Raw genomic sequence first — 21,360 nt, forward strand, 5'->3', positions numbered from 1 at the left:
CAAATCCCTTATAGATTTGCTATCCAATAATCGCTATACAACTGCTCCTGTTTTATAGTCGTAGTTCCGCCATGTCCTGGATAGATTGTCTTATCGTAAGGAATTTTTTTAAACTCTCTTAGTGACTCTCTCATCTGCGCTGGTGAAGAGTATGGAAAGTCTGTACGCCCAATAGAACGCTCAAATATAAAATCTCCGCTAAACATAGCATCTCCTATTTCAATAGTTGAACATCCAGGTGTGTGCCCTGGAAAATGATGAAATTTAACGCTTACGCCATTAAAATCAAACTCTTGATTTGCTTCTACTTCAACATCTGCATATGATGGAGGCAGAGATGGCATCCAAGAGCTCTCAGAGAGAAGCATAGTGTCCTCTTTAGGGGTATATAGAGGAATTTTTAACTTTTTTTGCAACTCTGCATTGCTCCAAACATGATCAAAATGTCCGTGAGTATTTAAGATAGCTATGGGGTTTGTTACATTTTGCATTACCCACTCTGTTGCACCTATACCAGGGTCTATAATAAAATCCATATCGTTTATAGATACTATATAGCAGTTAGTTTGATACTCACCCATTGGTTTGACTTTTATATTCATGCTTTGCTCTTTGCGCTTTTTTGTAAAATTGTAACCTGAAAAGTATAAATATAGCCTCATATATCATATTTTACACATCTTTACCAAACTTTGATATAATCTTATTTGTTAAAGTTCCTTAAAGGTTAATGATGAAAAAGTACGAGCTCATAACAGAGCATCTACAATATTTCTTATATGATGAAGTCCACAAAACTGGGATAAAAAATGTTGTTTTAGGTCTTAGTGGTGGGATTGATTCGGCTGTTGTAGCAGTGCTTGCATCAAAAGTTTTTGGGGATAATTTGCTATGCGTAAAGATGCCATCACACTACTCGTCACAAAGCTCTCTTGATGATGCGGATGAACTCTCTTTAGCTTTTAATCTTAGTTCTATCACTAGTTCGATTGAGCCTATGTTAAGGGCTTATGAAGAGATGAATCCAGATATGGACAATTTAAGAAGAGGCAATCTCTCAGCACGGCTTAGAATGAGCACTCTCTTTGATTTCTCTGCAAAATATAGTGCTTTGGTTTTAGGAACAAGCAATAAAAGTGAGTTAATGTTGGGGTATGGAACCATTTATGGAGATTTGGCTAGTGCTTTAAATCCTATTGGTGATCTATACAAAAGTGAAGTGTATGAGTTGGCGCGCTATTTGGGCATAAATGAGACTATTATAAAAAAAGCTCCATCGGCAGATTTATGGGCTGGACAGAGCGATGAGGCTGATTTGGGCTATACGTATGCAGAGCTAGATGAGGTGCTTAAACTATATGTTGAAGATAGATTAAGCAGAGAGAAGATTTTAGAGATGGGATATGATTCAAAGATGCTCGATATGATAATAGAGAGAATTTTTCGTAATCATTTTAAAAGAAAGATGCCACTGATAGCTAAATTGACATCTAGAACTATAAATCACGATTTTAACTATCCAAGAGATATTAGACTATAAGGAGTATGCAATGAAAGTTTCGTTTTGTAAATATGAGAGTAGCAGAGAAGCCCATTCAAATGTGAGTGATGTTTTAGATGGAGAAGAGATAGACCAAGTAGAAGAGCTTGAGGATGAGTTTAAGGCATATATCGGTGCCGATTATACACTTGCTACTTCACATGGTACCTCTGCACTTCATTTAGCTATGTTGGCGCTTGATTTGAAGCGTGGAGACAAGGTTGTTTGTTCTGTAAATGCACATCCAAAAGTTCCAGAAGTTGTTCGCCATTTTGATGCTGAACCTGTTTTTATAGATATTGACCCAGAGACATTCAACATAAATCTTGATAAATTAGAAGCATATTTAGAGGACAACAGAGCCAAAAAACTAAAAGCTGTAATCGTTACGCATGTGGCTGGACAGTGTGGTGATTTGGATAGACTCTACTCAATGGGAACTATCTATGATGTGAAAATCGTAGAAGATGCAAGTGAAGCACTCGGAGCAACGTATAAGGGCAGAAGAGTAGGAGCAACAGGGGCAGATATAACATGCTTTAACTTCTCTTCTCATCTTAAAAAAGATGTCTGTAATGGTGGTATGCTTGTTTCAAACTCACAAGAGATAATAGAACGTGCAAAACTTCTTAGCTCACACGCTATGAGCAGAGATGAGGATTCATTAGAGTACATTTATGATGTTACAGATATAGGATTTGATTACTCTATGAGCCAACTTGATGCCGCTTATATAAGAGCAAAAGTTCAAGAGCAAGATGAGAATCTCAAAAGAGTCAATCAGATAGCTCAAATGTACAATAAAGCCCTTGATGGAGTATCTCATATCTCTATACCAAAAGTTATAAATGAAGAGCATCCATACTCTCTTTACATCATTAAAGTTGATAAAAACAGAGACTCTTTTGCTCTAGAGTTAAAAAAACATGGGGTTGAGGTTGGTCTGCACTATATTCCCCTTCATTTTTTATCTTACTACAAACATAAGTACTCTTTAAAAGTCAATAATTTTCCAGTAGCACTTACAACGTATCAGCAAGTAATGTCTCTGCCTATATATGCAAGTATGGATGATAAAGAGGTTAAATACGTTATAGATAAAGTAAAAGCTGTTGCTCTAACAAGAGTATAAATTTTTGCGTAAAAAAATAGTCTTTTGGGTTGAAGAGTACTTCTACAACCCGAGTTTCATTCAAAAAATCATCTCTCTTTTTCTGTTTCCCCTTAGCTGGATTTACTGTTTTTATATGTATGTCAGATATAAGAGCAAACATGCAGAAGATTTCAATATAGATATAGTAAGTGTAGGAAATTTAAGTGTTGGCGGAAGTGGCAAAACACCGCTTGTTACGGCTCTTGCATCAAGATATGAGGGAGCAGCTATTGTACTTAGAGGTTATGGACGCAACAGCAGAGGATTGTATGTTGTAAGCGATGGGGTTAAAATATTGTGTGATGTGGATATTAGCGGAGATGAAGCTATGATATACGCGCATAAAGTTTCTAAAGCAATTGTTATAGTTAGTGAGGATAGAAAAAAAGGTATTTTAAAAGCTAAAGATATGGGCGCAAAAATAGTTTTTTTAGATGATGCCTACTCAAAACACGACATAAAAAAACTAGATATTCTCATAGATGTTGAGAGTAAAAACTTAGCTTGTTTACCATCTGGACCCTTTAGAGAGAGGCTTTGGAGTGAAAAAAAAGCTATCGTAATAAAAGAGGGTACGCATTTTAAAAGAGTAGTTGAACTTAAAAATAAAAGTGATAAAATGTCGCTTTTAACTGCCATAGCAAGACCGCAGAGGCTTGATAAGTATCTGAGCGAAGTTGTTAGTAAAAACTACTTTGAGGATCATCACTCATTTGAAAAAGATGAGGTTTTAGAGATTTTAAAGCGAGATGGCTCAGAGACTCTTTTAGTTACTTACAAAGATTTTGTCAAGTTAGAGCAGTTTGATTTACCACTGTCTCTGCTTGATTTACATGTGGAAGTGGATGAGTATATTTTTAAAATTATAGATAATTACAGGGGAAAATAAGTGCAAAAAAAGATTGAAACAGTACAGACGCTTCTTGAAGCGTTACCATTTATAAAAGAGTTTAGAGGCAAAACAGTAGTTATAAAATATGGTGGTTCAGCTCAAGAGACACCTCAGTTAAAAGAGAAGTTTGCAGAGGATATTTTGCTTATGTATCTAGTTGGAATCAAGCCCGTTATAGTCCATGGCGGTGGACGACAGATAAACGAGATGCTTGATGCGCTAAAGATTGAGAGCAAGTTTATAGAGGGGCAGAGAGTTACATCTAAAGAGGTAATGAGAATCGTTGAGATGGTTTTAAGTGGAGAGATAAACAAAGAGATAGTCTCGCTACTAAACTCTCATGGCGCAAAAGCGATAGGTATCAGTGGAAAAGACGCTCATTTTATATCTGCAAAAGCAAAAGATTTCTCAAGATGGGGACTAACTGGAAATATTACAGACGTAAAAGCTGATGTTATCTCAAATCTTATAGCTGAAAAATTTATTCCAGTTATCGCTCCAATCGCTGCTGGAGGCGAGATGGGTCACCCTGGATTTAATATAAATGCAGATTTGTGCGCCTCGTATGTTGCAAAAGCGATTGGTGCACATAAAATTATCTTCCTAACAGATACAGCAGGTGTTTTAAACAACAGCAAAGAGCTATTTAGTACGCTTACAAAAGCAGAAGTTGAGGCTCTAAAAGCAGATGGAACAATTCATGGCGGAATGGTGCCAAAAGTGGATGCTTGTCTTGAAGCAATAGAAGGTGGAGTTGCTAAAGCGCATATCATTGATGGAAGGATAGAGCACTCAATGCTACTAGAACTCTTCACATCAGCTGGAGTTGGAACTCAGATAACTATCTAAAGTTTGGCTCTTGCCATCTTATAAAAGAGTTTCTCGCTTGAGAGCTCTTGCGGTATTTTTTTTGAGTCTAAAATCTCTTCACATAGCAGTTTCGCAAGCAGTGGAGCTACTACAAAACCCCTTGAGCCAAGAGCATTTATGATATATAGATTTGGAAAGTATGTAAGTAACTCTGGCGGAATTTTTGTTCCATTTTTTATAGATGGATATTTTTTTATGCTTTCATCATAATCTATAACTTTGCCAATTACTGGAAAGTAACTCTTAATTGTCGCTCTTGCACCTCTGTATATTTTACTTACTTCTATATTTTCCAATTCAATTAACTCATGTGCTTCTCTCAACAACTCTTCAACTTGCCCTTGTTCGCTGTTTACATAAAAAGCGCATTTATCACATGAGGTCAAACACTCCATCTCAGTTGCGTCATGTCTCTCTTTTGTCGCACCGATAGAGATAGTAGAATCATTTTTATTTGTCGATACAGAGATAGATTTATGTATGTTAAAAGGCACTTTTGTTGTTGTTTTGACATCTATTTTAACTCCAAAAATTGGTGCTATTTTTATATAAGGAGTCGATACTATGGGCTTTATAACGCCTTGAGCTAGAATTACGTTTTTTGCCATAAAGCCATCAAAGATATAAAACCCATTTTCGTATTTTAACTCATCTACACCATAATTATAAAAATCACACTTCTCTATGAGCTTTTTACATACATTGTACGGGTTTAAAATCGCTGCATTTTCGTAAAAATATCCATCAATATTGGCAAAATTTTGTGAAATATCTTTTAACTCTTTTGTGTTTATATAGCGGTTTTTTATGTTGTTTGTTTTGAGTTTTGTAGTGTCAAAATTGTCATTTGCAACTCTTAGCACACCATTTTTTACTATCTCACTTGGAGCCATTTTTTCATAAAAATCCAAAGAGTACTCTAGCGCGCTATTTATAAAACTGTTGTAACTGTTTTGTACTCCAGCAAGAGGCGATAAAAAGGCTCCAGCCGCGCCACTTCCGCCACTAGCAACGCCTTCTTTGTCTGCAACCGCAACACTAAATCCTCTTTTTTGAAGATAAGATGCGCTATTGCATCCAGCACTCCCTGCACCGATAATTAAAAAGTCATATATTTTCATTTGAGAATTATAGAAAAATATGACTTAATGTCAGGAGTTAAGAGATTGTTAGAATAGTGATGTTATAATCGCAAAAATATTATTAAACAGGGTATAAAATGTACGGATTATTTGAAGACGAAGATGATATATTTATGGGCTCTCCAAAGAGTAAACTTATGGATGTTGTATTTAATGCGAACAATGACGTTGTAAGATATGAGTTAGAAAAATTCATCGATAGAGCCGCTGCTATGGAGATGATGATGAGATCAAAATGTGCTGATAAATTTAGCGATAATGGCGATGAAATAGAAAAAGAGATTAAATCTTATATCTTGAATAATAGAGATGAAGTTGATAGTTTTGCTAAGAATTTATATATTGAAATGATGGGCGCAATTTTATCACAAAGTGAATAGTTGAAAAATCTACTCCTTATCTTTACTCTTTTAGCATTAAGTTACACTTTTTCATCTGCTTCTGAGTATAGACAAAAGAGAGAAATTTTGCTAAAAAAAGATGAGCAAAAGAATATTTTTGTAAAATACGCTGATAAAAAAAAGCTTCTCTCATTTAGATGGACTCTTTACACTGATGGAGCACTTGTTCTATTTAAAAGTTATGACAAAATTGTTGGACAAAATATACTTCATTTAAAAAACAAAAGCCATAGTTTTCGAGTAGAACTAATGCCAAAAGGTACTAGATTTGCAGATGGAGCTTATATGTTAGTAAAATTTAAAGAGTTCAAGGAGGCTTCAAATGAGGTTCTCTTTGAGATACTTTTATTTGATGATAAAAAATATATAGAGTTAGAAGAGTTAAAAAAATAGCTAAAGAGAGAGTGATGCAAAGAGTTGAGAGCGAAATTAATAGGATTGTCAAAGAGATTGATTATGATGAAGTAACACGTCTTTTTGAAATGCTTCAGGGCGGAAAGAGACTTAGAGCAAAACTGATTTTAAAAATAGCCCCAACTTGTGAAACTGCTCCTCTTCTTGGTGCTATTGTTGAACTCATTCACGCTGCTAGTCTTTTGCATGATGATGTGATAGATGAGGCTACACTTAGACGTGGAGTTGCTTCTGTAAACGCAACAGATGGGAGCAAAACAGCGGTAATGCTTGGCGATATACTCTACTCAAAAGCTTTTAGTGAATTGGTAGCATTTGATAAAGAGATTGCTAAAGTTATCTCATCTTCTGTTACAGCACTCAGCAAAGGCGAGATGATGGACGTTAAGATGGCTTCTGCTTTTAATAGCGATGAAGAGAAGTATCTTGAGATGCTATATCTTAAAACTGCCACTTTGATAGAAGCATGTGCCCATGGGGCAGCTCTTCTTGCAAAAAAAGACCCACACTTACATGCTCTTTATGGAAAAAATCTAGGACTCTCTTTTCAAATTATTGATGATATTTTAGATATAACTTCAGATAAAGCTACTCTTGGCAAACCAGCGATGAATGATTTTGTCGAGGGAAAATGTACTCTGCCATATATCTATCTTTATCAACTCTTAGGCGAAGAAGATAGAGAAAAACTCAGTTCTTTACACGCAAAGGCACTTAGCGAAGATGAATCACTCTGGATTAGAGATATGATGGCACAACATAAAACGGTAGAAAAGTCATTTGCTCTTGCTCAAAAGCTCTCAAATGAGGCTATGAGTGCTATAAAAGATGACGCAGGATTGATAGAAATTTTACAAACCATGATAAAAAGAAGTTACTGATGCACTATTTAAACATAAGTTTTTCACATAAAAATTCAACTCTTGATGTTAGAGAAAAGCTCTCATACAAAGATGACAACGCTACAAGAGGATGTCTTACAAAGCTTAACTCTGGCGAAGCTATAAATGAATCTATATTGATTTCTACATGTAACAGAATGGAAGTGTTTTGTAGCTGTAGTGATATTTCAGAAGCTACAAAACATATATTTGAGATGTTGGCGGCAAGGTCTGGAGTCTCTATCGATGAGTTAGAGGGCAGAGCAGATATATTTGATGACAGCAGTGCAATTCATCATATCTTTAGTGTTGCATCTTCCCTAGATTCTATGGTTGTTGGAGAGACACAAATTGCAGGTCAGTTAAGAGATGCTTTTAGATTTTCATACGATAATGGATTTTGCTCTCAAAAATTGGCTCGTGCCATGCATCACGCTTTTAAGTGTGCTGCAAAGGTAAGAAATGCAACAGATATTTCATCAAAACCAGTATCAATCGCAAGTGTTGCAGTTGCAAAATTAAAATCAGTTCTTGATAGTGTTGAAGGCAAAAAAGCCCTAGTTATCGGCGTTGGAGAGATGTCTGAGATAACAGCAAAGCATCTTTTATCAAGTGGCGCAGATGTTTATATCATAAATAGAACAAAACAAAAAGCTGAGAAATTAGCAGCACAATGCGGTGCAAAAGTTTTAGATATGCAAGATTTACAAAAGGCTGTAAATGAGTTTGAGATACTATTTACTGCTACGTCCTCACCTGAACCTATCATTACAGATGAGATAATAAAGCCTTGTGATTTTGAGCGCTACTGGTTTGATATGGCGCTTCCTCGTGATATAAACTACCATAAGGGCGATAGAATCAATCTGTATGTAATAGATGATTTAAAGAATATAGTAGACGAAAATATGGGATTACGTGAGGATAGTGCAAGAAAGGCTCATGGTATCATAGGAAGAAGCACTGTTGAGTTTTTTGAGTGGTTAAATACGTTAAATATTGAACCAATGATAAAAGAGATTTATCAAAAAGCATTTGAAGCAGCACGTATTGAGAGTGATAGAGCTATAAAAAAAGGGTTTATTCCAAAAGAGTATGAAGAACAAGCTTACAAAATGACGCAACAAGCTTTAAAGAGGTTTTTACATCAGATGAGTTCTAAGATGAGAAGTGTCTCTGAAGAGTCAAAAGCAGATATGTTAACAAGTGCAGTTCAGTTTTTGATAGAAAAAGATAGAAGTGATATGCCAGACAAATATAAGTGCGAACACGCATTAAACATTATAGAAGGAAGATAAGTGAGAAGAAGTAGAGCGTTTATTCCAACTGCAAAAGAAGCGCCATCTGATGCAACATTACCAAGCCATCAGTTTTTAGTAAGAGGCGGTTTTATAAACCAGCAAGGTGCTGGACTTTACAACTTTTTGCCACTTGGAAAGATAGTGTTAGAGAAAATTAGAGCTGTTGTAAAAGAGGAACTTGATTTTGCGGGATGCTGTGAAGTACAACTTAGTTTTGTAACTCCTATTAGTTTGTGGGAGAGAAGTGGTAGAGCTGATGCTATGGGCAAAGAGATGTTAAGAATAAATGACAGACATCAAAATGAGTTTGTACTTAGCCCTACAAATGAAGAAGCTATGGTTGAACTTGTAAAAAATAGAGTAACAAGTTATAAAGATTTACCACTAAATTTATACCAAATCAACACAAAGTTTCGTGATGAAGCAAGACCTAGATATGGGCTTTTGCGTGGTAGAGAATTTTTGATGAAAGATGGTTACTCTTTTCACTCAAGTAAAGAAGATATGGTTCGTGAGTTTGACCTCATGGAAAGTACTTATAAAAAAATCTTTACAAGACTTGGGCTTGATTTTAGAGTAGTCGCAGCTGATAGCGGCGCGATTGGTGGAGATGGAAGTAAAGAGTTCCATGTTTTAGCAGATAGCGGAGAAGATACACTTATAGTCTGCGAAGCTTGTAATTATGGTGCAAACATTGAGACTATTGATGAGTTTAAAGATAAGATAGATGAACTAAACGAAAAGAGTTATGAAGAGCTAAAAGAGCAAAAAATAGATCAAAAGTGTTCTTGCGGAGCAAATCTTTACTTTAAAAAAGGTATAGAAGTTGGACATATTTTCCAACTTGGGACTAAATACTCAGCTGCATTAGAAGCAAACTTTAGTGATGAAAATGGAAGAAGCAAACCTTTTGAGATGGCAACTTTTGGCATCGGTGTTAGTAGACTTGTAGCTGCAATTATAGAACAAAACCATGATGAGAGTGGCTGTATCTGGACTAAAGAGAGTGCCCCATATATCGTAAATATTATGGTCTCAAATGTAAAAGATGAGACTCAAATGAGTTTAGGCGAAGAGCTTTATGTAAAACTTAGAGCGGCAAAAGTAGATGTAATTTTTGATGATACAAAAGAGAGATTTGGTTTTAAGATGAAAGATGCTGAGCTTATAGGCTTTCCTTACACTATTATTATCGGTAAAGAGCTTGAGAGTGGATTAGTTCAAATATTTGATAGAAAAACAAAAGAGAGTTTTTCAATCGATGTAAGTAGTGCTTATGAGAAAATAATGGAGTTAATTAAGTAATGATTTACTTCTTAATATATCTCTTTTTAGAAGTCCTTGTCTCTGTAAATATTGCCTCAGCAATAGGAGGTTTATGGACTTTTTTTGAGATACTATTTAGTGCTTTTTTAGGTATAACGATACTTATGAATTTTCGCTCTACATTTAGAGAAAATGTTATGGCAGTTTCATATAAATGTATAGATTTACAAGAGTTTCAACGCCTTAGTCTCTTTAGTATCTTTGGAGCAATTTTACTTATTATTCCAGGGTTTTTAACAGATATTTTAGGTGTTTTATTACAGTTTAGCGTACTTACAACTATGCTTGTTAATCGTTATAATGTAAAATCAAAGTGCAAAACAAATTATAAAAATTACAATAAAGAAAAGGATATTGATGTCATTGATGTTGAAATTATTAGCGATAACACTAGTACTAAGTAGTCTCTTGCGAGCAGAACCTACAGGTAAAGATGTAGAGAGTTTTTTAAAAAAGATGTTTGCAGCAAATCAAAATATAAAATCACTTAATGTTAAAGTTACAAATGTAACTGAAGTTCAAGGACATGATGACTGGTATGCATACTATGTTGAATTGGATGCTTTACTTGTAAAAGATAAACGTCAAGTTGTTCAAAAAATGGTTTGGTTTTCAGATGGAAAAGTAATCACAAAAGAGATTTTTGATATAGAAAAAATCAGAGATATGAATGAGTTGGTCTCTTTACCTTTTGAAGAGAAAAATTATAAAAAAGAGAATTTGATATATGGAAATGCAAATGCAAAACATAAAGTGGCAATCTTCTCAGATCCACTCTGTCCATTTTGTAAAACATTTGTTCCAGAAGCGCTTGAGTACATGAAAAGTAGACCAAATGAGTTTGCAGTTTACTACTACCATTTTCCACTTGAGTCACTTCATCCAGCTGCTGTAGAGCTTGTAAAAGCTGCTGTTGCACTTGAACTTCAAGGCAAAAAAGATGTTGTACTAAATCTATATAAAATAAACATAGATCCAAAAGAGAGATCAAATGATAAGATATTAGCAGAGTTTAACAAAGTAATGGGCTCAAATATAAAAATGTTTGACCTTATCTCAAAAGAGGTTGGCGAACATCTTAAGAGTGATTTGGCAATAGCAGACTCAATGATGGTAAATGGAACTCCAACAATGTTCTTTGATGGTGTTTTAGATAGAACAAAAATGAAATATAAAGAGGTAAAATAGATGAAAAAATTAGTAATAGCAACAAGGGGATCGCAATTAGCACTTTGGCAGTCAAATCATATAAAAGCTATTTTAGAAGAGCAAAATCCAGGTCTTGAAGTTGAACTAAATGTAATAATTACGACAGGAGACCGTATCCAAGATAAGGCACTCTCTAAGATAGGCGGAAAAGGACTGTTTTTAAAAGAGCTTGAAGAGGCTATGCTTCAAGGGGAGGCTCAAATAGCAGTTCACTCACTAAAAGATGTTCCAACAGTTATGCCTGATGGACTTCTTCTAGCAGCAATTACAGAGAGAGAAGATTCAAGAGATGCACTTTTATCAGAAAATTATGCAAATATTGAAGCGCTTCCAAATGGCGCAGTTGTAGGTACATCGTCTCTTCGCCGCCGTATGCAGATACAAAAACTTCGCCCAGATTTAATTATAAAAGATTTAAGAGGCAATGTTGATACAAGAATAAGAAAGCTAAAAGAGGGTGAGTTTGACGCTATTATCTTGGCTGCAGCTGGAATAAACAGACTCTCACTGCTTGACGCTGTAAAACATGTATATCCTATTTCGCTCGAAGAGATGATTCCATCTATGGGGCAGGGCGCATTAGGAATAGAAGCCGTAAATGACGCTGAAGTTTTAAAAATAGTAGCAAGACTAGAAGATGAGTACAGCAGAATTGAGACAACGATAGAGAGATCTTTTGTTGATGAGCTAGAGGGCGGCTGTCAAGTTCCAATAGGAGTAAATGCTTCTGTTTTAGACGATGGAACTATTAGTATAAAGGCTATTCTAGGGCTTCCAGATGGAACAGAAATGCTCAGTGATTCAAAAATTACATCTAAAAAAGATTATGAAAATATCGGTAGAGAGATTGCCGCTGAGTTTATCCAAAAAGGTGCTAAAGAGCTTTTAATGCGCGCTGAAGCGATGATGGAAAATAAGTAATAATGCAAAAAACCATTGAGTTATTAAAGAGTAAGGGTGAACTAAGAGTAATTGATATTGAGCTTGATATATATCTTGAAATTCCACATTTAGCATATGCAGAAGTTAAGAAAAAAGATGGTGGAATGGCTATTCTTTTTACAAATGTGATTGATAGAAAAAGTGGTAAAAAGTTTGATGAAGAAATTTTGATGAATGTTTTTGGTTCATATAAGCGTTGTGAGCTTCTCTTTGGCAGAACTATAGAGTCTGTTGCTGATGAGATAACAAAGCTTCTTCATATGAAACCTCCAAGTGGTTTTTTAAATAAAATTTCAATGGCGAGTGAACTATTTTCCCTTAAAAATATATTTCCAAAAAAACTCTCTAAAGAGGGTGAATGTCAAAAGATAAAATATCTAGATGATGCGATAGACCTTTATAAAATCCCAGTTTTAACTACATGGGAACAAGATGGTGGTCCTTTTATAACAATGGGACAAACTTATACTCAAAGTCTTGATGGAGAGATGGTAAATCTTGGTATGTATAGACTTCAAGTATATGATAAAAATCATCTAGGAATGCACTGGCAGATTCATAAAGACTCTTCACACTTTTTTGATCAGTACCAAAAAGCTGGCAAAAAAATGCCTGTAACCATTGCTATTGGTGGTGATCCGCTCTATACTTGGTGTGCAACTGCTCCATTGCCTTATGGTGTAAATGAGTTACTTATGTATGGACTTATAAAAAAAGAGAGTGCAAAACTTGTGAAATCTTTAACAAATCCACTCTATATCCCACATGATGTTGACTACGTTATAGAGGGTTGGGTAGATACAAATGAGATGAAAATAGAGGGTCCTTTTGGCGATCATACTGGGTATTACACTTTAGAAGAACCATATCCAGTCTTAGAAGTCAGTGCAATTACTACAAATAAAAAGCCTACATATTTGGCTACAGTTGTAGGAAAGCCACCTCTTGAAGACAAGTATATGGGTTGGGCTACTGGAAAGATATTTTTTCCTCTGTTAAAAACAACAGCTCCTGATTTACTTGATTATCATATGCCAGAGAATGGTGGTTTTCATAACTTAATACTTGCAAAAATGCAACCTCATTACAAAGGACATGCAAAACAGTTTATGCACGCTTTTTGGGGTGCTGGGCAGATGAGTTTTGTTAAACATGCAATTTTTTTAGATGAAAAAGCTCCAAAATTAGATAGCTATGAAGTGATAAGTGCATATATTTTAGATAGGTTTACTCCAAAATCTCTCTTTATTTCAGAGGGCATTTTAGATGCACTTGATCACTCGTCTGATGAAGCACTAGTAGGTGGAAAGCTAGGTATTGATGCAACATCGGCTAATAAAGTAGAAGCTCCAATGCTTTTAGGCGACGAAGAGCTTTTAGTTAAAGTTAAAGAACTTATACCAGATACTATAAATTTACATCAGTTTATGAGAAGAACAAAAAATCCAATCACTGTTATATCTGTTGACAAAACAAAAAATGTAAAAAATTATTTTGAGGCACTTATACCTTTGAGTATGCATTTAAGAGTTGTAGTTTTTGTAGATGCTCATAAAAATGATATATTTAACTCTTATATGCTTGTGTGGAGAGTTACAAATAATATGGACGCACTTAGAGATATATACATCTCTGGATTAATGGTTGCAATTGATGGGACAAATAAAAATGCTTTAGATGGTTTTGAGCGAAGATGGCCTGATGATGTTGACTGTACACAGAGTGTTGTGGAGTCTCTTAAACTCAAGGGTGTGTGGGATTTAAGTGAAAAATTGTATGAAAAGTTTCAATTATCGTGATTTATTGTCTTTTGCCTTCTCTATAAGGTTCATATAATAAATTGTAATGTAATATAAGCAATTATTATAGGGGTTTAGCATATGAATAAGTTTTTAATTTCTGTTTTGTCTATATCAATTTTCACGTCAATTGCTCTTGACGCCGCTGTTTACAAAGGCCAAAGAGAGTTTGTAAAAAAGTGCGTAAAGTGTCATAAATCTGGACAAGTTTTTGTCTCAACAAAGAAAAAAAGAGAGTGGAATGTTTTCATGAAAAACAAGGGTGAGAAGTTGGCAGAAGTTCATATGCAAAGCAAAAATGAAGATGCTGAAGATTCACATGAGTATTTTGAAAGCAGAGGTTTTACTAAAAATTCAAAACACTTAAAAGACTTTTTATTTGAATACGCTGCTGATAGTGGAAATGTTCCTGCTTGTAATTAAACTAAACTACTATATTTATTAAGATAGATATTTTCTATCTTAACGCCTCTTCTCTATTTTGTAAAATCACTTAATTTAGCTAAAATACCGAACTTTTTAATATTGGAGAAATTATGGACAAAATGTGGTCAGGTCGTTTTTCTGCAAGTGCTTCAAGCCTTTTGGATCAGTTTAACGCATCTATAATGTTTGATAGAAAACTTTATCGTGAAGATATTGAAGGCTCTTTAGCACACGCTACAATGCTAACAAAACAGGGCATATTAACAGCAGATGAATTATCTCAAATAAGTAAAGGACTCTCACAAGTAAAAGATGAGATAGAATCTGGAGTATTTGAGTGGAAGATATCTGATGAAGATCTTCACATGGGGATTGAGAAGCGTCTTACTGCCATTATCGGTGATGCTGGAAAAAAACTTCATACTGCAAGAAGTAGAAATGATCAAGTAGCAGTAGATTTTCGCCGCTATGTTCTTCGTAAAAATCTAGAGATAGTTGAAGCTCTTAAACTTCTCATGAATGAGATTTTAGAGATAGCATCAAAACATACCCAGACTCTTTTACCAGGTATGACGCATCTTCAACATGCACAGCCAATAAACTTTGCTTTTCATCTAGGTGCATATCTTTCAATGTTCAAGCGTGATATAGAGAGATTTGAGAGCTCATATGTAAGAAATAATATATCTCCGCTTGGATGCGCAGCTCTTGCTGGAACTCCACACAAGATAGATAGAGATATGACAGCAGAACTTTTAGGCTTTGAGAGTGCAAGTATAAACTGTTTAGACACCGTAAGTGATAGAGATTTTGCACTGGAAATTTTATTTAATATCTCAACTATGATGATGCATATATCTCGTCTTAGTGAAGAGCTTGTTATGTGGTCTAGTTATGAGTTTAGATTTGTTGAGCTTAGCGATGAGTACTCAACAGGCTCATCAATTATGCCACAAAAGAAAAACCCAGATGTACCAGAGCTTCTTCGTGGTAAAACAGGTAGAGTTTATGGCTCTTTAATGGGTCTTTTAACTGTTATGAAAGGGCTTCCTTTGGCGTATAACAAAGATACTCAAGAAGACAAAGAGGGTGTTTTTGATGCTGTAGAAACTGCTGAAATCTCATTAGAGATTTTAAAAGAAGCTATGAAAACTATGCAGATTAAGCCACAAAATATGAAAAGTGCTTGTAAAATAGGACATTTAAGCGCTACTGATTTGGCTGATTATCTAGTTCAAAAATGTGATATTCCTTTTAGAGAAGCACATTTTATTACAGGAAAAGCAGTTGCTAAGAGCGAAGAGCTGAAAATTGATTTAAGTGATATAGAGTTTAAGTATCTTAAAGAGATTGATGAGAGAATAAGTGAAGATGTTTTAGCGTTTTTATCTATAGAAAATTCTATGAATGCTAGAACTTCAGCTGGTGGAACTTCTACTCAAAGAACTAAAGAGCAACTAGAATATTTTAAAAATTTCTTAATAGGACAATAGATGAAAGTTAGCGTATCACACTTAAATGAGATGAAATTTGAGGCAAAAACTGAGAAGGGCAGTTTTATTATTAACTGTCCAGAGATAAGTCCAATAGAGTATTTTTTATCAGGTATTATCTCGTGTAGTGCTACTGATATTGTTTTATTGCCAAAAAACCAAGGCAAAACAGTTTCAAATTTAGTAATAGATGGTGAAGCTATCAGAAATGATGATTTTCCAAAAAAATTTAATACTCTTTATCTTGATTATAGTTTTGATTCTGATGCTGATGACACTTCGGCCGCTCGTTATGTTATGGCGTCATTAGAGACTTACTGCTCAACTATTAACACGATAAGAGATAGCGTTATTATCTCTTACTCAATTACACATAACGGCGTAAAGATAAGAGAAAACGAGAAGATGATATCTGGCGGTGGAAGCAAGATAGATATGGGCACTATAGAGAGTTGCCCATCATAAATAGCTAAATCATACTTTTTGGATTTGCATCGCTTAGATGTGACCAAGCGAGTTTTGCTCCTCCAAGAAGATGGAAGTGAAGATGTTTAACCTCTTGAGCTCCATCTTCTCCTACGTTTGTTATAACTCTATAGCCACTTTTGTCAACGCCAACTTCTTTAGCAACATCTTGTATGAATGTAGTCATTTTTTTCATAGTATCAGGAGTTACTTCATTAAAACTCTCAACATGTATTTTTGGTATTGCCAATATGTGAACAGGAGCTTTTGGATTTATATCGTGAAAAGCTATAAAATCTCTGTTTTCTAAGACTATATTTGATGGAATTTCATTATTTATTATTTTGCAAAATATACACATTTTAGCCCTTTTTTTTATTTATTGTAACATACAAATTGACAAATGAAGCTATATATAAATTATATTTGACTATAATCCATTTTAAAATTTAAGAGGTTTTTCCTCCAATATGGGTGAATTGATTGAAACATTGGTATGATGCAATAAAAGAGGCACAAAGTGTCGAAAAAATTGAAGAAATCCGAATATCTCTATTTGGTAAAAAAGGGGTTTTAGCAGCAGAGTTTGCTAAGATGAAAGAGGCATCGGATGAAGAGAAATCAAAAATTGCACAAGAGTTAAATATAAATAAAAATGCTTTAATGAATGAGCTTGTGCAGAGAAAAATAGTTCTTCAAACTTTAGAACTTCAAGAACATATGAAGGCTGATGCGATAGATGTAAGTATGTTTAGCTCATCTTCAGAATCAGGAGCGCTTCATCCAGTTATGGAGACGATGGACAGAATTGTAGAGTACTTCTCCTCTATGAATTTTGCGGTTAAAACTGGCACAATGGTTGAAGATGATTTTAATAATTTTGAGGCATTAAACTTACCAAAGTATCATCCAGCTCGCGATATGCAAGATACATTCTATTTTAAAGATGAGATGCTTCTTCGTACTCACACTTCTCCTGTACAGATAAGAACTATGATGAGCAATAAACCGCCGATTCGTATGATAGCTCCAGGTGCTGTTTTTAGAAGAGATTATGATATTACGCATACTCCTATGTTCCATCAGGTTGAGGGGTTATTGGTAGACAAAGAGGGCACTGTATCTTTTGCAAATTTAAAGTTTATTTTAGAAGATTTTTTAAAATATATGTTTGGTGATGTGGAAGTTCGTTTCCGTCCTAGTTTTTTTCCTTTTACAGAACCTTCTGCTGAAGTTGATATCTCGTGCGTTTTTTGTAAAGGAAGTGGTTGTAGAGTTTGCTCTAGAACAGGCTGGCTTGAAGTTTTGGGCTGCGGTATAGTTGACCCAAATGTTTTTGAAGCTGTAAAGTATCAAAATGTTAGTGGATATGCTTTTGGCCTTGGAGTTGAACGATTTGCGATGCTTATTCATCAGATAGGAGACCTTCGTTCACTTTTCGAGGGAGACATAAAGTTGCTGGAGCAGTTTAGATGATAGTTACAAGAAGTTGGTTAAATGAGTGGATAGATATAAGTTCAATATCCACGGATAAATTACTAAAGACATTAAACTCTATTGGCTTGGAAGTAGATAGTATTGTCACATATAAAGTGCCAGAAAAAATTGTATTTGGAAGAGTCTTAGAGTGTAAAAAGCACCCAGATGCAGATAAACTAAATATCTGTAAAGTAGATATTGGATCAAGTATACGTCAGATTGTTTGTGGCGCTTCAAATGTAAAAGCTGGTCTTGATGTAGTAGTTGCAACTATTGGAGCAGTTATGCCAGATGGTACGCTTATTAAACCAGTGACACTTCGTGGTATAGAGTCTGAAGGGATGATTTGTTCTGCAAGGGAGATAGGTCTTGGCGATGTTAGTGAAGGAATTATTGAACTCGATAGTAGTATTGGAAAATATGAAATAGGTCAAGAGGTCTCACAAAACGCTATATTTAGAGATGATGTTATAGAGATTGAGCTCACTGCAAATAGAGGCGATTGTTTAAGTATTAGAGGAGTAGCAAGAGATTTAAGTGCGGCTTTTGACAAACCACTCAGAGAGAGAAAAGTTCAAGAAGATGAAGATAAAAGAGTCGGAATAGGGCGTATTTTATCACTCTCTCATGAAAATAATTTAGATGTAAATATCAGATATAAAGCTGTTGACTTTAAAAATCTCACACTCCCTTTTATAGTAAAACTTAGATTGTCTCAAGTAGATGACAAAAAAGAGTCTGACGTTGAGTCATTGATGCTTTATGCAACGCATAGCAGCGGAGTTATACTAAGAGCGTATGATTATGCTCTTTTTTGTGTAAAAGATGAACCAATTGCAAAAATATCTCTAAGCAAAGACAAAAATGGTTTTGCTTCTATTATGTCAAAAGATAAAAAAGTTTCAGTAGTTGGAGTTATGCAAGAGGAGTCCTTTAAAGTTGCTCATAGCAATGGCGTAGTCCTGATTGAGGCAACTTATATTCCACCAGATATTATTTCTAAAAAAATGCAAGAGAATAAAATTCCTACAGGGCTTAGTTACTACAGAGCATCAAGAGGAAGTGAACCAGACTTAAATCAAGGTTTAGATTATTGTATCAGTGTTATTGAGACCAACTCAGAATCATCTGTTTATGGTGGTACTATTGAAATTGATGAATCACATGAGGATAAAATTATTAGTCTTAGTAAAAAAGAGATTGATGAGATAATCGGTGCAAATATTGATAAAGTTAAGATTACAAAAATACTTAAAAATCTAGGTTTTGATACAACAAAATCTTCTGCTGATAGTTTTGTTATTTTAGTACCAAGATTTAGACATGATATAGTAAATAAGCAAGATATTGTAGAAGAGATTGTTCGCCTTGTTGGAATCGATAATATCCCCTCAAAACCATTTACATTTACTGAAGCAAATAGCTTTAATGATGACTATTTTAATTATAAAAAAAGAGTGACATATAGACATAAAGCTGCATTTAGCGGTTTTTTTGAATCTGTTCATTTTGTTTTTGATGAAAAAAAGATTTTACAAGAGTACGGATTTGAGACTATTGTTGAAAATAAAGAGTTACTAAATCCTATTGTAAATACGTTAGATACGCTTAGAACTACACTTCTTTGTGGGCTACTTAGAGCAGCATCAAATAATAGTAAAAATGGATATGCTTCTGTTAAACTTTTTGAAGTTGGTTCTGTTTTTGACTCTCAAAGAGAAGAGTCTTTAAAGATGGCATTTATATTTTGTGGAGATAAAGAGGCTGAGAGTTTGTCAAATTCTGGAAAACCTTCAAAAGTTGATTTTGCACTTTTTGCACAAAAAATTTCTAATGTTATTGGAGAGTTTGAGCTTCGCGAATATAAAACTAAACATACCCTCTCTCATCCATACCAATGCGCTGAAATATTTGTTGCCAATGAAAGTGTAGGGGAGATTTTCCGTCTTCATCCAAATGTACAAGAGAGTTATGATTTGGATATTACTTACATGTGTGAGTTAGATTTTAACAAGCTCCCATGTGAGTTAAAAACAGCAAAGCAATCTTCTAAATATCAAGCTTCTTTTAGAGATTTAAGCATTGTTATGCCTAAAGATATGGCGTATGAAAAAGTAAAAAATATAATTAATGCATCTGCAACAAAAGAGCTTATTCGCTTTTATATTGTTGATAAATATAGCGATGAATCGCTTGGTGAAAATATGAGTCTCTCTATCCGTTTTGTGCTTCAATCATTTGATAAAACATTAGAAGAAGAAGAGATTACAAATACAATGAGCACCATTTTAGAAGCATTAAAAACTGATCTTGGAATTACAATTAGATGAATAGCGTAAAAGTTAATAAGGCGGAGTCGTTTTCTTTTAAAACCAGCCAGATAGCACCAGATAAATCTATATCACACAGATGCGCTATGTTTGCTATGTTAGCAGATGGAACAAGCGAGATAACAAACTTTTTAAGAGCTGAAGATACGATGAACTCTTTGCAAATTGTAAAAAATTTAGGCGCGATGATTGAAGATGATGGAAACATAATCAAGATAAGTTCTGATGGTATAAAAGAGAGTAGTGAAGTTTTAGACTGTGGAAATTCTGGAACAGGTATGAGACTGTTTTGTGGTCTTTTAAGCTCTGCTGATGGTCATTTTGTATTAAGTGGCGATGAGTATCTTCGCCGTCGCCCAATGAAGAGAGTTACTGCTCCACTTCGTGATATTGGAGCAAAACTTGATGGCAGAAATAACGGAGATTTAGCACCACTGAGCATTAGAGGTGCATCACTCACTGCATTTAATTACGAAAGTAAAATAGCATCTGCACAAGTTAAAAGCGCGATGATATTAGCTGCTCTTAGAGCTGATGGAGAGTGTAGTTACTCGGAGCCAGAACTAAGCCGTGACCATACAGAGAGAATGTTAAAAGGCATGGGCGCAGAGATTGAAGTGAATGGTTTAGTGACTAAGATAAAACCTATGAAGAAACTTCTCTCGCCATTGAAAATTAGAGTTCCTTCCGATCCTTCAAGTGCATTTTTCTTTGCAGTTGCTGCTGCTATTACTCCTGATTCTGATGTTGTACTCGAGGGTGTAACTCTAAATCCAACCCGCATAGAGGCATTTAAAGCGTTAGAAAGAATGGGTGCAGATATAAGATATGAGACAACAGAAAATAAGTACGAACCAATAGGAAATATATATGTCAAGTATGCACCCTTAAAAGCAATAATAGTTGAAGATAATATCTCATGGCTTATAGATGAACTACCTGCTTTATCGATAGCTTTTGCATGTGCTGAGGGTGTAAGTATTGTAAAAAATGCAGAGGAGCTCAGAGTTAAAGAGAGTGACAGAATATCAACTGTTGTAAATGGTCTTATAGCTTGTGGGATAGAAGTAGATGAAGTCCATGATGGATATAGCGTCAAAGGTGGAACTCTTAAAGAAGCTAAAATAGATAGTCATGGAGACCATAGAATTGCTATGAGTTTTATAATAGCAGGGCTTAAATGTTCAATGGAAGTTGAAGATATAGATTGTATAAATACATCATTTCCAAACTTTTTTGAACTTTTACAAAAAATAACCAAAGTAGAATTCACTTCTTTGTAAAAGGAGACATAAAA

22 protein-coding genes are annotated in these 21,360 nt (G+C 34.8%); 19 read left to right on the top strand and 3 right to left on the bottom strand.

Annotated features, from left to right (window positions below; translation table 11 throughout):
• Positions 1-8: 8 nt before the first annotated feature.
• A complete protein-coding gene (locus tag AC6H33_RS04675; RefSeq protein WP_497605796.1) occupies positions 9-602 on the bottom strand; it encodes an MBL fold metallo-hydrolase in 594 nt (197 codons plus the stop codon).
• A gap of 131 nt (positions 603-733) precedes the next feature.
• Here AC6H33_RS04675 and AC6H33_RS04680 point away from each other — a divergent pair, with 131 nt between their 5' ends.
• From AC6H33_RS04680 to argB, 4 genes are read left to right on the top strand one after another with little or no spacing between them, the layout of a single operon-like run.
• Entirely contained in the window at positions 734-1,540 is an 807-nt protein-coding gene (locus tag AC6H33_RS04680) for an NAD+ synthase (protein WP_497605797.1), read from the top strand.
• A 10-nt stretch (positions 1,541-1,550) separates the two neighbouring features.
• Positions 1,551-2,672, top strand: a complete 1,122-nt coding sequence (locus tag AC6H33_RS04685) for a DegT/DnrJ/EryC1/StrS family aminotransferase (RefSeq protein ID WP_497605798.1) — start codon at positions 1,551-1,553, stop codon at positions 2,670-2,672.
• 4 nt (positions 2,673-2,676) lie between these two features.
• The gene (locus AC6H33_RS04690) at positions 2,677-3,582 is read left to right on the top strand and encodes a tetraacyldisaccharide 4'-kinase (protein ID WP_497605799.1); all 906 of its coding nucleotides are present in this window, start codon (positions 2,677-2,679) and stop codon (positions 3,580-3,582) included.
• On the top strand, positions 3,583-4,434 hold the full coding sequence (argB, locus tag AC6H33_RS04695) for an acetylglutamate kinase (protein WP_011372484.1): 852 nt from the start codon (positions 3,583-3,585) through the stop codon (positions 4,432-4,434). It begins immediately after the preceding gene.
• Here argB and AC6H33_RS04700 read toward each other — a convergent pair.
• Entirely contained in the window at positions 4,431-5,576 is a 1,146-nt protein-coding gene (locus AC6H33_RS04700; protein WP_497605800.1) for an FAD-dependent oxidoreductase, read from the bottom strand. The two genes, argB and AC6H33_RS04700, sit on opposite strands and share 4 nt — an antisense overlap.
• Positions 5,577-5,674: 98 nt before the next feature.
• Between AC6H33_RS04700 and AC6H33_RS04705 the strand changes: the two genes are divergently transcribed.
• The 12 genes from AC6H33_RS04705 to AC6H33_RS04760 all read left to right on the top strand — a co-directional run bounded on the left by AC6H33_RS04705 (position 5,675) and on the right by AC6H33_RS04760 (position 16,254).
• Positions 5,675-5,977 (top strand): DUF2018 family protein, encoded by a 303-nt coding sequence (locus AC6H33_RS04705; protein ID WP_497605801.1) that lies wholly within the window; start codon positions 5,675-5,677, stop codon positions 5,975-5,977.
• A complete protein-coding gene (locus AC6H33_RS04710) occupies positions 5,978-6,391 on the top strand; it encodes a hypothetical protein (RefSeq protein ID WP_497605802.1) in 414 nt (137 codons plus the stop codon).
• 14 nt (positions 6,392-6,405) lie between these two features.
• Complete coding sequence (locus AC6H33_RS04715; protein WP_497605803.1) at positions 6,406-7,293, top strand: polyprenyl synthetase family protein; 888 nt, start codon at positions 6,406-6,408, stop codon at positions 7,291-7,293.
• Positions 7,293-8,591 carry a glutamyl-tRNA reductase gene (hemA, locus tag AC6H33_RS04720; RefSeq protein ID WP_497605804.1) on the top strand — a complete coding sequence of 433 codons (1,299 nt, stop codon included), beginning with the start codon at positions 7,293-7,295 and terminating at the stop codon, positions 8,589-8,591. The genes AC6H33_RS04715 and hemA overlap by 1 nt, the downstream gene beginning before the upstream one ends.
• Positions 8,592-9,899 (top strand): proline--tRNA ligase, encoded by a 1,308-nt coding sequence (gene proS / locus AC6H33_RS04725; protein WP_497605805.1) that lies wholly within the window; start codon positions 8,592-8,594, stop codon positions 9,897-9,899.
• Entirely contained in the window at positions 9,899-10,324 is a 426-nt protein-coding gene (locus tag AC6H33_RS04730; RefSeq protein WP_497605806.1) for an FxsA family protein, read from the top strand. Before proS ends, AC6H33_RS04730 begins: the two co-directional genes overlap by 1 nt.
• Positions 10,287-11,108: a DsbA family protein gene (locus AC6H33_RS04735; RefSeq protein ID WP_497605807.1), complete on the top strand. Its 822-nt coding sequence runs from the start codon at positions 10,287-10,289 to the stop codon at positions 11,106-11,108. Before AC6H33_RS04730 ends, AC6H33_RS04735 begins: the two co-directional genes overlap by 38 nt.
• Positions 11,109-12,050: a hydroxymethylbilane synthase gene (gene hemC / locus AC6H33_RS04740; RefSeq protein ID WP_497605808.1), complete on the top strand. Its 942-nt coding sequence runs from the start codon at positions 11,109-11,111 to the stop codon at positions 12,048-12,050.
• A gap of 2 nt (positions 12,051-12,052) precedes the next feature.
• Positions 12,053-13,870, top strand: coding sequence for a menaquinone biosynthesis decarboxylase (locus AC6H33_RS04745; RefSeq protein ID WP_497605809.1), 1,818 nt, complete (start codon positions 12,053-12,055; stop codon positions 13,868-13,870).
• 81 nt (positions 13,871-13,951) lie between these two features.
• A complete protein-coding gene (locus AC6H33_RS04750) occupies positions 13,952-14,293 on the top strand; it encodes a cytochrome C (protein WP_497605810.1) in 342 nt (113 codons plus the stop codon).
• 113 nt (positions 14,294-14,406) lie between these two features.
• Positions 14,407-15,789 (top strand): argininosuccinate lyase, encoded by a 1,383-nt coding sequence (argH, locus tag AC6H33_RS04755; protein WP_497605811.1) that lies wholly within the window; start codon positions 14,407-14,409, stop codon positions 15,787-15,789.
• Entirely contained in the window at positions 15,790-16,254 is a 465-nt protein-coding gene (locus AC6H33_RS04760; RefSeq protein ID WP_497605812.1) for an OsmC family protein, read from the top strand. It abuts the gene before it with no gap.
• Positions 16,255-16,258: 4 nt separating this feature from the next.
• On the opposite strand, the gene AC6H33_RS04765 is transcribed toward AC6H33_RS04760, so the two are convergent.
• Complete coding sequence (locus AC6H33_RS04765; protein WP_497605813.1) at positions 16,259-16,615, bottom strand: histidine triad nucleotide-binding protein; 357 nt, start codon at positions 16,613-16,615, stop codon at positions 16,259-16,261.
• Positions 16,616-16,737: 122 nt separating this feature from the next.
• On the opposite strand from AC6H33_RS04765, the gene pheS reads away from it, so the two are divergent.
• Genes pheS through aroA form a run of 3 tightly spaced genes read left to right on the top strand, consistent with a single transcriptional unit; the run spans position 16,738 to position 21,346 of the window.
• Entirely contained in the window at positions 16,738-17,730 is a 993-nt protein-coding gene (pheS, locus tag AC6H33_RS04770) for a phenylalanine--tRNA ligase subunit alpha (protein ID WP_497605814.1), read from the top strand.
• The gene (pheT, locus tag AC6H33_RS04775; RefSeq protein WP_497605815.1) at positions 17,727-20,063 is read left to right on the top strand and encodes a phenylalanine--tRNA ligase subunit beta; all 2,337 of its coding nucleotides are present in this window, start codon (positions 17,727-17,729) and stop codon (positions 20,061-20,063) included. The genes pheS and pheT overlap by 4 nt, the downstream gene beginning before the upstream one ends.
• On the top strand, positions 20,060-21,346 hold the full coding sequence (aroA, locus tag AC6H33_RS04780; RefSeq protein WP_497605816.1) for a 3-phosphoshikimate 1-carboxyvinyltransferase: 1,287 nt from the start codon (positions 20,060-20,062) through the stop codon (positions 21,344-21,346). The genes pheT and aroA overlap by 4 nt, the downstream gene beginning before the upstream one ends.
• The last annotated feature ends 14 nt before the right edge of the window (positions 21,347-21,360 follow it).

The sequence above is a fragment of the Sulfurimonas limnophila genome (assembly GCF_059705345.1).